The 13059-nt window shown below is 60.4% G+C and carries 11 protein-coding genes and 1 pseudogene; 2 read left to right on the top strand and 10 right to left on the bottom strand.

What is annotated here, in order from left to right; all coding sequences use genetic code 11:
- The 4 genes and pseudogenes from E3O44_RS19080 to E3O44_RS19065 all read right to left on the bottom strand — a co-directional run.
- Window positions 1-1860: pseudogene (locus E3O44_RS19080) on the bottom strand (hypothetical protein); the annotation flags it as partial.
- A gap of 180 nt (window positions 1861-2040) precedes the next feature.
- The gene (locus E3O44_RS19075; protein ID WP_134536776.1) at window positions 2041-3177 is read right to left on the bottom strand and encodes a DegT/DnrJ/EryC1/StrS family aminotransferase; all 1137 of its coding nucleotides are present in this window, start codon (window positions 3175-3177) and stop codon (window positions 2041-2043) included.
- Window positions 3170-4963: a polysaccharide biosynthesis protein gene (locus E3O44_RS19070; protein ID WP_134536775.1), complete on the bottom strand. Its 1794-nt coding sequence runs from the start codon at window positions 4961-4963 to the stop codon at window positions 3170-3172. The genes E3O44_RS19075 and E3O44_RS19070 overlap by 8 nt, the downstream gene beginning before the upstream one ends.
- Window positions 4964-5126: 163 nt before the next feature.
- A complete protein-coding gene (locus E3O44_RS19065) occupies window positions 5127-6167 on the bottom strand; it encodes a glycosyltransferase family 2 protein (RefSeq protein WP_134536773.1) in 1041 nt (346 codons plus the stop codon).
- Window positions 6168-6197: 30 nt separating this feature from the next.
- Here E3O44_RS19065 and E3O44_RS19720 point away from each other — a divergent pair, with 30 nt between their 5' ends.
- Window positions 6198-6590, top strand: a complete 393-nt coding sequence (locus E3O44_RS19720; protein WP_241976441.1) for a hypothetical protein — start codon at window positions 6198-6200, stop codon at window positions 6588-6590.
- Window positions 6591-6855: 265 nt separating this feature from the next.
- Here the strand turns inward: E3O44_RS19720 and E3O44_RS19055 are convergent, their stop codons facing one another.
- The 4 genes from E3O44_RS19055 to E3O44_RS19040 all read right to left on the bottom strand — a co-directional run bounded on the left by E3O44_RS19055 (window position 6856) and on the right by E3O44_RS19040 (window position 10617).
- Complete coding sequence (locus tag E3O44_RS19055) at window positions 6856-7980, bottom strand: glycosyltransferase family 2 protein (RefSeq protein ID WP_166792722.1); 1125 nt, start codon at window positions 7978-7980, stop codon at window positions 6856-6858.
- Between the two features lie 11 nt (window positions 7981-7991).
- Entirely contained in the window at window positions 7992-8888 is an 897-nt protein-coding gene (locus tag E3O44_RS19050; protein ID WP_134536767.1) for a glycosyltransferase family protein, read from the bottom strand.
- 152 nt (window positions 8889-9040) lie between these two features.
- Window positions 9041-9784: an ABC transporter ATP-binding protein gene (locus tag E3O44_RS19045; RefSeq protein WP_134536765.1), complete on the bottom strand. Its 744-nt coding sequence runs from the start codon at window positions 9782-9784 to the stop codon at window positions 9041-9043.
- The gene (locus E3O44_RS19040) at window positions 9781-10617 is read right to left on the bottom strand and encodes an ABC transporter permease (RefSeq protein ID WP_134536763.1); all 837 of its coding nucleotides are present in this window, start codon (window positions 10615-10617) and stop codon (window positions 9781-9783) included. The genes E3O44_RS19045 and E3O44_RS19040 overlap by 4 nt, the downstream gene beginning before the upstream one ends.
- Before the next feature lie 55 nt (window positions 10618-10672).
- Here E3O44_RS19040 and E3O44_RS19035 point away from each other — a divergent pair, with 55 nt between their 5' ends.
- Window positions 10673-11578 (top strand): glycosyltransferase family 2 protein, encoded by a 906-nt coding sequence (locus E3O44_RS19035; RefSeq protein ID WP_338144758.1) that lies wholly within the window; start codon window positions 10673-10675, stop codon window positions 11576-11578.
- Here the strand turns inward: E3O44_RS19035 and rfbA are convergent.
- Both rfbA and E3O44_RS19025 read right to left on the bottom strand, forming a co-directional pair.
- Complete coding sequence (rfbA, locus tag E3O44_RS19030; protein ID WP_134536761.1) at window positions 11575-12441, bottom strand: glucose-1-phosphate thymidylyltransferase RfbA; 867 nt, start codon at window positions 12439-12441, stop codon at window positions 11575-11577. The genes E3O44_RS19035 and rfbA overlap by 4 nt on opposite strands.
- A 2-nt stretch (window positions 12442-12443) precedes the next feature.
- Window positions 12444-13052: a dTDP-4-dehydrorhamnose 3,5-epimerase family protein gene (locus tag E3O44_RS19025; RefSeq protein WP_134536759.1), complete on the bottom strand. Its 609-nt coding sequence runs from the start codon at window positions 13050-13052 to the stop codon at window positions 12444-12446.
- Between the last annotated feature and the right edge of the window lie 7 nt (window positions 13053-13059).

Genomic DNA, 13059 nt, shown 5'->3' with positions numbered 1-13059 from the left:
AACCGGAGAAGTCAACGCATCAGGATCAATCGCCCAACCCGTCAACGAGATCCCACCGGCCACACCGACATTCGTCAGAATCTCGCCCTTCGGGGACATATCCTTCACCAGTTGCGGCACCGTCACGGTATGGCAACTGAAACCGGCATCCGCTCCAGCATTCTGGTTGAAACCGTAGACGCAAACCGTGTGCACTCCCGCGGTCGCCGGTACGAGAACAGAGAATCCGTGGAGATTGCCAGCCCCAGGGTAGGCAGCGGCTGCCGTCGCGGAGTCCAGATTAGCTGTCACCTGTACATTCGTGGCGCTGTCCAGCCACGCAGCGATGCGGACCGGTGAGGTCAGTGCATCGGGGTCCACGGCCCATCCCGTCAGAGCGATGCCTCCCTGGACCGGTACCGCGGTATCGACGTGGCCCTTCGGTGACGGTTCGGTTGCCGGAACGAAAACGCTGTGGCAACTCTCCAGGACGTCTGCCCCGGTGTTTTGGTTCACAGCGTAGACGCACAGGGAGTGCTGCCCCGGTCCAGTCTTAACGCGCCCGCTCCAACCATGGTTGGTACCAGCGCCGGGGAAGTGCGCCTGGGCCGCCGAGTAAGCGAGGGACGACGTGTCAGCCGTGAACCGTTGGTTGGTTAGACCATCGACCCAGACAGACATTGCGACGGGACTCGACTGGGCATCCGGATCGGTCGCCCAACCCGAAACGGTCACGCCGTCAAAGCCGACGGCCGTGTTCATTACTGCGCCCTGAGGTGAGTTGTTGGCGGGGACCATCACGTTCTGGCAACCGATCAACAGGTCGGAGCCCGCGCCGCGGTTCACAGCGTAGACGCACAGGCTATGGGCGCCTGCCGGCGCAGCCGGAACCGTCGCAGACCAGCCGTGGTTGCCACCCGCTCCCGGGAAGGATACGGCCGGGGTCGGGTCGCTGCTGTTTGCCGACCATCGATAGTTCCAGAGTCCGTCCACCCAGGTGGAGATCTCCAGTGAATCGGCAGCCGCGTCGGGATCAACCGCCCAACCCTTGACCGCAATTCCGCCGTCGGTTCCAACGGCTGCCGTGATGGCACCAACGGGAGTGCCTGGTGGATCCACAGTCGAACCGAACCAGTCATTGTAGATCCGCCAGAAGTTCCGATTCCCGTAAGCCGAACATCCGTCTCCAGTGCCGTACAGGTTGTTGAGCGCCGCACTGTTCGGCTGGTAGGGCGTGTACAGATAGAGGTTCGCCGTTGCCTGGTTCAGAATCGTCACAGCTGACGAGCCACAAGCAGGGTCTGGGCTGAACTGCACGCCGACAGTCCCGACGTGGTAGCGACGGGTCCCGCCACCGGGTATGTTCACCGGATAGAGGGTGTACTGCCTGAACTGCCAGGCCGATTTGTAGACCTGGTTGAACAGGCCGAAGTAATTGGCATCGCAGTTTGCGCTCCAGTTAGGCCCGCTGTCCGGACATCCCCAGCCCATGGCTCGCGCATACCCATAGACGCTCGGACTCGAAACGAGGGACTGCTCCTTCTGCATGAGCACGATGAGCACAGCTGGATTGATACGACAGGCCTGCGCGACCTTCCAGACAATCCGGGCCGCCGATTCCCCGGCTGCACCTGTGTACTCCGTGCAGTGACCTGCCTCCGCCGCGGGGGTTGTGGGCGTGTCGGCCCGGAAATCCTTGAGGCACGGGACACCGCCGCTCGGCCGACAGGTCACACTCGCGAAGAAGGCCTGGACCTGAGCCTCACTCATGGCGTTGTTGCTGAAGAAGTTCTGATCGCTGATGATATTTCCGGGCTGAAACTGATCACCAGACACGGCGAATGCGGCGGAATCGGGCGTCAGAACTGGATTTGCAACCATCAGTCCAGCGCACAAGACAGTGCACGCCAGAATGGACGTCCAGAGTCGATTTCGTTTCATGTTGCTCCGCCTCAGCTCGCGCAAAGTTGCGCGATTCAGAGAATCGGGAGCGGTTACCCCCATATGTAAGCTAATCGATGGGAACGACGGATGAGGCCACGAAATGAAATTTGTGCCCGATTAGCGAACCGTATCGAGGAATCGACTGATCCCCGATGACACCCGGAGGAGCTCGTCCTCATTGAGAACGCTGCCGCTCGGAAGCGTGAGGCCGGATGTGAATAGCTGCTCCGAGGCCCCATTGAGTCGAGAACGAGCACCCTGGAATACCGGCTGAAGGTGCATGGGCTTCCACAACGGTCGGGACTCGATCTGATCGGCAGCGAGACTCGCTGAGAGCTCCCCGGGCGTCCAGCCAGATTCCGCAGAATCCACGACTATCGAGGTCAGCCAGCAGTTGTCGGCTGAATCGTCCGAACCGCCGAAGATCTCGACGCCAGGAACGTTCTGGAAGAACTCGCGGTATCGGCTTCGAATCTCCCGTCTCCGGAGGATCATGCCATCCAACCTCTCCAACTGAGCCCGTCCCAGAGCGGCGAGGAGATTGCTGAGACGATAGTTGTATCCGATTTCGCGATGTTCATAGTGCAGCACGGGCTGCCGGGCCTGAGTGGACAAGTACCGGATACGGGAAGCGAGCTGATCGTCGTTTGTCGTCACCATGCCGCCTCCGGAAGTCGTCATGACCTTGTTTCCGTTGAACGAGAAGACAGAGGCAGCACCGAAAGCACCCGCCGGCTTCCCCTCGTGACTGGCACCCAGGGATTCAGCCGCGTCGGCAAGGACTCGCACGCCATACTGATCAGCCAACGCCTGTATTCGACTGTAGTCAGCCACTTTTCCTAAAAGATCGACGGGGACGATTGCCGCGATGCGCTCACCCCGCGCCGATAGCTCTCGGAGCGCCTGCTCGAGCAGCGTGACGCTCATATTGCCGGTATCCAGGTCACAGTCGATGAAAAACGGCTCGGCTCCCGTATACGCAATAGCGTTCGCCGTTGCCGCGAAGGTCATCGTCGATGTGAGGACGACGCCTCCCGGACCCACTCCCCATGCAGCCAGGGCGACATGCAGCGCCGCGGTGCCCGAACTCAACGCGACCGCGTGACCCACACCGATGCGTGCGGCCATGTCGGCCTCGAAACCGTCGACGTCGGGTCCCAGAGGTGCGATCCAACCCGAACGAAATGCTCTCAGTAGGTATTCTTCTTCCAAAGCTCCGACGTCCGGAGACGATAGGTATATCCGACTAGTCATGTCGTACCTCACTGAGCGCCACCGAGTGCGCCATTTCATTTTCCCAGGCCTTCTGATCCAGGGACTGCGGGGAGATCGGAGTGACATACGTGTGCGAAATCTTCGGGTGGATGGGACGGACATCCGCTTCGCCGGCACCCATGAGTTCTTCATTGAGCTTCTCGCCAGGCCTGAGCCCGGTGAACACGATGGCGATATCGCTGCCGGACTTCGCGATCATCCGTTCCGCGATATCCAGAATCCGGACCGGATCTCCCATATCCAGGATGAGCACCTCGCCCGGACTGCCGATCCCGCCCGCTTGCACCACGAGATTGCAGGCCTCGGGGATAGTCATGAAGAATCGAGTCGCGTTTGGATCCGTCACGGTAATGGGTCCACCCGCAGCGATCATTGACTTGAACAGGGGGACAAGGGATCCTCGACTGCCCAGCACGTTCCCGAATCTCACCGACAAATAGGTCATGCCGGACTGTTGCGCGGCCCACGAGGTCAGCTGTTCAGCAATCCGCTTCGAATATCCCAACACGCTGGTCGGGTTGGCGGCTTTGTCGGTCGAGATATTCACGAACGTCCGCACACCGACTGCTCGTGCTGCCTCCAACACGTTCAATGTGCCCACCACATTCGTCTTCCATGCCTCACGTGGATACCGTTCCAGCATCGGGAGGTGTTTCAAGGCTGCCGCATGGAATACGACTTCGGGCCGCCTCGATTCGAATATTTCATTGAGCGCTTCCGGGTCACGGATATCCGCGAGAACAATGTTCTTGTTGGTCAAGAGCCCGTTGCCGTCGATAAGGAGCTGCACACCCTGCAATCCGGTCTCATCGCGGTCCAACATGATGAGCTCCTCCGGATGGAACCTGTTGATCTGCCGGCAGAGTTCCGAGCCGATCGATCCGCCCGCGCCTGTCACCAGGACCCGTTTCCCGGTCAAATACCCGGCCATTGATTCAATGTGAGTGTCGATCGGATGACGGCCGATAAGGTCCTCAATCTCGATCTCCCGAACATCACGGAGCCGTGACTTGCCTTCGAGGACCTCTTCCAGGACAGGGAAGACCAGAACGCGGAGGCCGGCGGCTTTGCCCGCATCCGATACCTGCCTCAGCAGGGTCGCGTCCGCTCGAGCAATGCTGATGACGAGAGATGTGGCTCCGGTTCGCAGTGCGATCGCGGACAAGTCGGCACCCGTTCCCAATACGTCGATGCCATCAACGCGGAGTTTTCGTTTGGCCGGGTCGTCGTCGATGAACCCTACTGGGAAGTAGGGAGAGAGACGGTCCGACAGCATACGTTGGACGAGATAGTTGCCCAGATATCCGGCGCCGTAGATCAGGGTGCGTTGGGTGGCCCCGGTAGGGCGTTCCCTGGCATCGTGACGAATGCGCTGAACGAGTCGTGCGCCTCCGATGATGGTGACGGCCAATGGAATGGAGATGAACGCAACGCTCCGAGGAACGGATGATATTGCGGCGACGGGGAAGGCTGCAACGCCCAAGATCACACCGGTGAGCAGCACTGCCCCCAGCAATGCCTTCAGCTCATTGAAGCTGCCGGGCAGAAACCGATTCACGTAAAGTGCGCACAACGCGCCGAAAATGCACTGCCCCAAGATTGCGACAAGGACCAGGAGGGTTATCGGATACCACTCATTCGCAGCGATCCCAAAGTCCAGACTGATCCAGCCGACCGTGTACAGGGCGACCGCCCAGGCCGCACAGTCAAGCAGAAGAGACTTCCATTGCCGCCCGACGGTTCTCATAGTGCCTGTGTCGGGCATTCGGGAATTGTCCTGGGATTCGTTCTTGTGCAAGAGAAGCCTTTCCGGCAGCGGGATCGCTTTGGCTCGACAGCCACCCTCACCACATCATCCATCGTGCCACACGGGACCCGACGACTCCGAAATCGAGGGCCGTGGAGAGATCCGATTCAGTCCGATACGCCTACGCTTTCGCCGTGTAGGGGATCATATTGATCACGCCGACGATGTCGTCGGTCGCCGCCATCGTGACGCCGGCCGCGCACATCCGGCGGATCAGGTTCCAATCTCCAGGCTCATCCACCATCCAGGAGTCCACGTCATATCGAAAGAAGTCCAGTTTCTTGAGGTAGAGAGCGCTCATGAAGCTGAACTCGCTGATGGCCGGCGGTACGCTCAGAATTCTGCGTTGCGTTCCGTCGATGACATGTTTCTGCGTCAGCGCACCGTACGCAAGCTCGACTCGCCGATCGAGTGCAAGGGCGAGCAGTTTTTCCAAGTGGTCCGGCGAGAATTCGTCGTCATCGTCGAGAGGCGCAACCCACGTGCCCAGCGCCAATTCCGTTGCGCGGTTCATTCCCGGTGAGCCGGCGACCATCCAGCGGCTCTGAGGGTCTTCAGGGTACCGACTCTGTTCCGGAAACTCGAAGTAACGGATTCGGGGATCGGCCAAACTCTCGAGCGCTTCTCGCGTGCGGGCATTGGGACCGTCGTTCACGACAACAATCTCAAAGTTCTGATACGTCTGTTTCAGGACGGACGCAATCGCCACGTCGAGGAGTTCCTCCGTCTTTTTGTAGGCAGGTATCCGGACCGAGATGAGCGGTTCCCGGTCTTCGAAAACAAGGGAGAAATCTGGTGCCTCGCGCATGACCGCGAGTTGATGCCGCAGGGAATCCAGGTCGTCACGCTTGATTCGAACTATTTCCCGCTCGACCGTGAGCCGACGGTGGGAGAAATCGAGCTTCTGTTCGATACGCGCCTGACTTTCGGCCTGCGCAGACGCAGTCGCTTCCATGCGGCGAATGGCGGCCTCGGCTCTCCCGAGTGCTTCCTCGCCTTGTCTGAGCGATCGGCTGTCTTCGTCCCTGATCGCAGACGACTGTTGAACCAACTTCTCAATGCGGGTCAGGGAGTCCTGAAGCCCGACCGTAACGTCCTGGATACTGACGCCGAGAAGGCGGTTGATCCAGAAGTCTCTCCATTTACCACGCCGTGACTTCACCTTGCGATCTCCTTCGCGTCGAGCTTATCCATGCAGCAGAACCAGTGCCGGCAGTCAAATTCGCTGCAGCCAACCCTGGCTGCTCCTGAGTCGGCGCGCCGGAACGCCAACCCAGATGCCATCCATCGTGATGTCGTCGACGACAACGGCGCCGGCACCGACCACCGCACCTTCCACGATGTGGATTCCATTGGACACTACGGCGCCGATTCCGAGGAACACTCCGGCTCCGACAACACAGTCCCCGGCGATGTGTACGCCAGGCGAAATCGTGGCGAAATCGCCGACCACACTGCCGTGGCTTATTGTCGCCCCGACATTGACGATCACGTGACCGCCCAACTGCACACCGGCGGTCAGGACCGCGTGCGCCCCGATGATGCACCCATCTCGGATCTCAGCGCTCATGCTGATATCCGCTGATCGAGCGACTACGGTCCGGTACGCGGAGCCCGACCACATTCCGACGACATCCCGGCGGAGACCGGGTGCCCCGACCGCCGCAACAACCGGAACCGACGTGTACTCGGGGTTCGTGGTCTCAAGGTCGATCATTGGATCGTGCCCGTGGACGATGCCACCGCTCACGGCATAGAACTGGGGCAGATCCGGCGCAGCATACTCCGCCGTTTCCCAGGCCTGACTTCCATGTCCAAGCACACCGAACGGTACTGTCATTCAACCAACCTTAGGACTTGCCCGCCGCTGTGCCCCGCCGGGTGAGCCGTCGCAGCAGTCGCTTGCCACGAGCCGCCATGCGAAGCAGGACGCGTAGCGGCCGGGTCCACCGCCATTCGCGACTGTGGGTCAGATGAATGAGTTGCAGGCGAGCGTTTTGTCCTTCCGCCTGGACTTCCAGGAGTTCACGAACGCGCGTCACGGAACCGGGCGGCATGAGCAGCGCGGAGTCGTTCAGACCGCCGAGGACTCGCCGTTCCGATTCGCGCCACGAATTGATCGAATGGTCGGTATACGACGAGTTGCCCCCCTCCCAACGACGGTAGATAGACGTCAGAGCTTCAATGTCGTCGACACCGGCAAGGCTTGAGCCGCGGAGAATGAGATCCCAATCCTCGCAAACGCTCAGCTCATCGTTGAATGCAAGGCCGAGAACGGAGAACAGCATCCGCGGAAACGCCAAGGACATGAACGGGGAGTGGTTGACACGAAGATGGTCAAAGAAGTCGAACGACTGCGCATACTCAGCATGGGGGTTTGACAAGGTACGGAATCCGAGTTCATCGTGCGGCCACACCTCGGGGCGGACCCGCTGGGTCGCCGAAACGGCGCGGAGCATACGTCCGGAGGCCCGCCCGGCCGCGACGTGAAATTCTTCGACCCAGTGGCCGAAGATCAAGTCATCGTCATCAAAAACCGACAAGTACTCTCCGCGAGCGGCGGCGACACCAGCGTTCAGCGGTGCGGACCGACCTCCGCCCTTGACTTCGATGACGCGAATCCGGTCCCGAAAGGTCGGTTCCTGTTCGGCGACAATTCGACGAACGTGCGCTGCTGCCGTCTTATCGGCGTCATGATCAATCACGATCACTTCGAAGTCCTGATCGCTTTGTGCCGCCAGACACAATAGGGCGTCCTTGAGCGGCTCAATCCGGCGCCCTTGGGTGCGGAGCAGAACGCTTAGAAAAGGTTCCGATTCGATCGAACCGACAGTCAGGCATTCTCGCGCGGCCATCAGCCTGGCCGAGAAAGTTTTGTCGATATTCGGCTCCCGAAGGAGCTGATCGAACAGGTCAGCAAGCGCGGACGGATTCTTGAGATCTCCGTCAGGAATCACTTGGTCTACCGAGGTCATGTGCATGCCCTTCAATACCTGTGGACGGCGTAGTTGCCGGCCACGAAGGCACCAATATCGTGATTTTCGTCCAATTGGGTCGGGAGAGTGCCGAGTCTGCGTCGATTGGCGAATTCATTCGCCGCTCGCCACTGGGCTTCGTCCCCGCTCGTCCTGAAAGCTTCCAGAATCTCGGTCGCCAAATCAGACCGGGAATACTTGTACGCCAGCAGCACGGCGGCCTCGGCGGAGTAATACACCTCGGCCTCCCCGGGCTGCCAGTCGGCGCTCGTGGTCAATCGCTTGTCGTGGAACAAACGCGCGCCCGGCTCAAAGACCACGCGGTAGCCATGAAGCCGCAAACGCCACGAGTAGTCGACGTCGTCGCAGTACATAAAGAAAGTCTCAGTGTCAAAGCCTGAAACGAGATCGAACGCGGCTCTCTGGGTCATGGCACATGCACCTGACGCCCAGCTCGTGTCGCCCGTTTTTGCGAGGAAGTTCTTCGGATGCTCCATCGGCAGTTGGCGGGCATCAGCCACACCGACATCGTCACGCACGGTCTGCATCAGCGCGGCGAGCGTGTCAGGGGCGACGATACCGTCCGGATTGAGGAACAGGAGGAGATCGGTCGATCCCCCCTGAGCGAGTTTGTTGTGTCCGCCACCATGACCTCGGTTGCGATCAAAGAACTCGTAAGAGAATTGCCCCCCTGATTCTTCAACCAAGCCCCGGATTGTGTCCAGTGCGACTGCGTCGAGGAGCTGGCTGGGGGACGAATCTCCCAGCATCAACCACCAGTCGGAGAGAAAGCCGTTCTCTCTCGCATACGTGGCCGCGTTGGACGTTGCTCGAGCCGCGCGGATGATCTCTTCAACGTCATTCTGATAGAGAATCGATTGGACGGCCAGGCTGCGCAAATCTGTCATCGAGAAACGTCCGAACCTATCAATTGAGCCCCCAAGGCATAAAGTTCAGCCCTCTGAATCGCCGACCTGTTGTTCTTGCCCGATGTTCGATGCACGGGTTTCATCTTAGCGACGGGCATGAGAGGGCACCGCCGTCATGCTCAACGCCCGGCTCACGCACTGGGACTGTTGAGCGACTCAAGGTACGCGCGGATTGTCGGCTCCGCCGCACCAACGCTCACAAGCTCACCGTGACTCAGCCAGGCCGCGCTGTCGCACATCTCCTGCACCGCGGTCATGGAGTGACTCACAAGAATGACGGTCTTGCCCGCGGCCTTGAAATCCACAAACTTCTGACTGCACTTCTCCTGGAACTCAGCATCTCCGACAGAGAGCACCTCATCGACGACGAGCACGTCCGGGTCGACGTTGATGGCGATGGCGAATCCGAGCCGCACGTACATTCCGGACGAATAGTTCTTCACCGGCTGATCGATGAATTGCTCGACGCCAGAGAATTCGACGATTTCGTCGAACTTCCTCGTGACCTCTTTCTTTGTCATTCCGAGAATTGAGCCGTTGAGAAAGACGTTCTCCCGACCCGACAACTCGGGATGGAATCCTGATCCAACCTCAAGGAGCGCCGCAATCCGGCCGCGATGAGAAATCGAGCCCTTTTCGGGGTAATAGATCTTCGCAAGGCACTTCAGCAGAGTCGATTTCCCAGAACCGTTGCTCCCAATCAGACCGAAGGTCGACCCGGTGGGAACCTCGAAACTGACATCCTTGAGCGCCCAGAAATCTTCATGAACCGATCGGCGCCCGCGCATAATCGCCGACTTGAGGGATTGGTTTCTCTCGTGATACATGCGGAATCGCTTGCTTACGTGATCCACCTGTACTGATATGTCGGTCATAGCGCCTCCGCCAGCCCTTTCTCGCTCCTGCGAAAGACCCCTACTCCGATAACGATCGATGCGCACGCCCAAACAGCGCACAGAACGAGGTCTTGGATGTTCGGCCAGGTGTTGTCATAGAGCAATTGCCGGAATACCGACACGAATCGCTCCAGGGGATTGAGCCGATAGATGTCCAACAGCGTGATTGAACTTCCGAAGAGCCCCCCGTGCGCCTGGGACTGCTGTTCGACGAGACTGATCGGATAGATGATCGGAGTGAGATACATCCAGATCTGCATGAGGATTGAGACGAGGTACTGGGTGTCCCGGAAATGCACGTTGGCAACGGACAGCATCAACGCCAGTCCGGCTGCGAAGATCGCCAGAAGTACCATGACCACGAGCACGAGGGGTATCCAGGGCCACACGAAAGATCCGCAGACCGCCAGAACGACGAGCAGAACGCCCATCTCGAAAAGCCAGTTGTAGCCGACGGAACCTACCGTGGAGAGAGGCAGAACGATTCTGGAGAAGTAGACCTTCTGAACCAGCCCGGCATTGGCGATGATCGATCCCATGCCCTGCTGGACGACGGTCGCAAAGAACGTCCACGGCAAGAGCCCACACAGAAGCCACACGGCAAAAATGTTCAGTCCACTCGGATTTCCGGGTGGGGGCGAAACGCGCAGGATGAACGCAAAGACGATCGTGTAGACCAGCATCGTGGCCAGTGGGTTGACCAGGGACCACAGCTGTCCGAAGATGGTGCGCTTGTACTGGCCTCTGATCTCACGCAGGGTGAGATTGGCTAAGAGCTCTCGCGATGCAAGAACTTCCGTGATGTATCGCATGTAGCCTCACTGAGCGGCCGGTCGGGATGGCCGCAGACCAATCTAGCCTAGAACTATGATGATGGGACTTATGTCCACCGCACCCACGCCCTCTCCCGAAGCTGCACGTGTCGCAGTGGTGACCGTCAGTTACGGCTCAGAAGTCGTGTTGGCACCGTTTCTCTCGTCACTTTCGACGGCTGCCTCGACACCGCTCCACATCGTCGTCGCGGACAACAAACCCGCCGGCGATTCGAAGTCTGTGTCTTCCATCGCTCTCGCCGCAGGGGCGATCTATCTGCCCCTCTCCGCAAATCGCGGATACGGTCATGCCATCAACGCCGCCGTTGCCGGCTTGCCTCCGGAAATCGACTGGGTGGTCGTCAGCAACCCGGATGTCGTCGCGAATTCGAGTGCGATCGACCGGCTTCTCGCCGTCGCACGGAGCGACTCGGGGATCGCCGCGGTCGGACCCAGGATCCTCGAGGCAGACGGCACGGTCTACCCGTCCGCACGGGCAATTCCGTCATTGAGGTCCGGTGTCGGACACGCCCTCTTCGCGAACATCTGGCCCGGCAATCCGTGGACCCGCCGATACCGCGTGGAAACGGACCAGGTCCTGGTCCAGCGCGACGCCGGCTGGCTCTCTGGCGCGTTCCTGATCATCCGCCGCTCGGTGCTCGATGAGCTCCGCGGGTTCGACGAGTCCTATTTCATGTACTTCGAAGACGTTGACCTGGGGTTCCGCATCGGCAAACTCGGCCTGCGCAACGTGTACGTACCCTCCGCCGTCGTCGTGCACACCGGAGCGCATTCGACCCAGGGCGGCGAGTCAGCGCGGATGGTGCGCGCGCACCACGAGAGCGCGAAGCGGTTCCTCTTCAAACGCTATCCCGGCCCCCTGCTCTGGCCGGTCCGTGTCGCTCTCGCCGCCGGCCTCGACATCCGGGCCCGGTTGGCCGAACGACGCTCGTCCCGTTAGGCGGAGGCGACCAGGCTGCTCAGGTACTTCCCGTACCCGCTCTTCTGGAGAGGGGCTGCGAGCACGGCGAGCTGCTTGGTGTCGATCCAGCCGGCGCGCCAGGCGATTTCCTCGATGCAGCCGACCTTGTGGCCCTGGCGGTCCTCGATGACGCGCACGTATTCGGAGGCCTGCATCATGGACTTGAACGTGCCGGTGTCGAGCCATGCCGTACCGCGGTCGAGCACCTGGACCTGCAGCTTGCCCGCCTCGAGATAGCGTTCGTTGACGGTGCTGATCTCCAGTTCGCCGCGCGCGCTCGGCTCGATCGACTTCGCGATCTCGATGACCGAGTTGTCGTAGAAGTAGAGGCCGGGGACCGCGTAGTTGCTCTTCGGCTTGGCCGGCTTCTCCTCGATCGAGATGGCGGTCATGTTGTCGTCGAATTCGACGACGCCATAGGACGTCGGGTTGCTGACGTGGTAGGCGAAGATGCGGGCCCCGTCGATGTCCGTATTGTTGCGCAGTGCGGAGCCGAGGCCGGCGCCGTGGAAGATGTTGTCGCCGAGCACGAGGGCGACACTGTCGTCGCCGATGAACTCTTCACCGATGATGAAGGCCTGGGCGAGGCCGTCCGGGGAGGGCTGCACGGCGTATTCGATGCGGATGCCGAGGTCGGAGCCGTCGCCGAGCAGGGCCCGGAACTGGTCGTTGTACTCCGGGGTCGTGATGACGAGGATTTCCTTGATGCCCGCCATCATCAGCGTTGAGAGGGGGTAGTAGATCATCGGCTTGTCGTAGATGGGCATCAGTTGCTTGGAGATGCCCTTGGTGATCGGCCACAGGCGTGTGCCCGAGCCGCCGGCGAGGATGATTCCGCGCATGGTCAGTGTCCTTCGTTCAGTGCCGCGTAGAACGCTTGCGCGTCCGCCCAGGTCGGGAGAAGCCCGTTCGCGGCGGACTCGGCCAGTCCGGGGGCGTCGGTGTCTTTCGGGGAAAGCAGGAGCTCGCCGGCCTCGGGTGGGAAGACCAGTCCGATGTCGGTGTCGAGGGGGTTGATGCCGTGTTCGCGGCCCGGGTTGAACGGTGCCGTGACGAGGTAGCTGACGGTGGCGTTGTCGGTCAGGGCGACGAAGCAGTGCCCGAGGCCCTCGGCGATGTACACGGCCTTCCGGTCGGTATCGTCCAGGAGCACGGTGTCCCACTGGCCGAACGTCGGTGAGCCGACCCGGATGTCGATGACGTAGTCGAGGACGGCGCCATAGGTCGCGGTCACGTACTTGGCCTGGCTCGGCGGAATGTCCGCGAAATGGATGCCGCGTACCGACCCACGCTTGGAGACACTCGTGTTCGCCTGGACCACGTTGAGCTTGTGTCCGATCGACTCCTCGAGGCGGTCGAACCTGCCCCATTCCAGGAATACCCCCCGATCGTCACCGAACTGCTTCGGAGTGATCTCATAGGAATCGGGGATCGAGAGTTCGCGGATCTGCACGCGCAGA

It is taken from the genome of Cryobacterium algoricola, assembly GCF_004402485.1.
Taxonomy (GTDB): Bacteria; Actinomycetota; Actinomycetes; order Actinomycetales; family Microbacteriaceae; genus Cryobacterium; species Cryobacterium algoricola.
Note: the sequence above shows the minus strand (reverse complement) of the source record. Positions and strands in the feature narration are given on the sequence as shown.

Excerpts from the sequence above, each read along its gene's own strand:
- E3O44_RS19040 (WP_134536763.1), bottom strand. The coding sequence starts at position 10,617 with ATGCGATACATCACGGAAGTTCTTGCATCGCGAGAGCTCTTAGCCAAT.
- E3O44_RS19075 (WP_134536776.1), bottom strand. The coding sequence starts at position 3,177 with ATGACTAGTCGGATATACCTATCGTCTCCGGACGTCGGAGCTTTGGAA.
- E3O44_RS19720 (WP_241976441.1), top strand. The coding sequence starts at position 6,198 with ATGCAGCAGAACCAGTGCCGGCAGTCAAATTCGCTGCAGCCAACCCTG.
- rfbA (WP_134536761.1), bottom strand. The coding sequence starts at position 12,441 with ATGCGCGGAATCATCCTCGCCGGCGGCTCGGGCACACGCCTGTGGCCG.
- E3O44_RS19050 (WP_134536767.1), bottom strand. The coding sequence starts at position 8,888 with ATGACAGATTTGCGCAGCCTGGCCGTCCAATCGATTCTCTATCAGAAT.
- E3O44_RS19045 (WP_134536765.1), bottom strand. The coding sequence starts at position 9,784 with ATGACCGACATATCAGTACAGGTGGATCACGTAAGCAAGCGATTCCGC.
- E3O44_RS19070 (WP_134536775.1), bottom strand. The coding sequence starts at position 4,963 with ATGCCCGACACAGGCACTATGAGAACCGTCGGGCGGCAATGGAAGTCT.
- E3O44_RS19055 (WP_166792722.1), bottom strand. The coding sequence starts at position 7,980 with ATGACCTCGGTAGACCAAGTGATTCCTGACGGAGATCTCAAGAATCCG.
- E3O44_RS19035 (WP_338144758.1), top strand. The coding sequence starts at position 10,673 with ATGATGATGGGACTTATGTCCACCGCACCCACGCCCTCTCCCGAAGCT.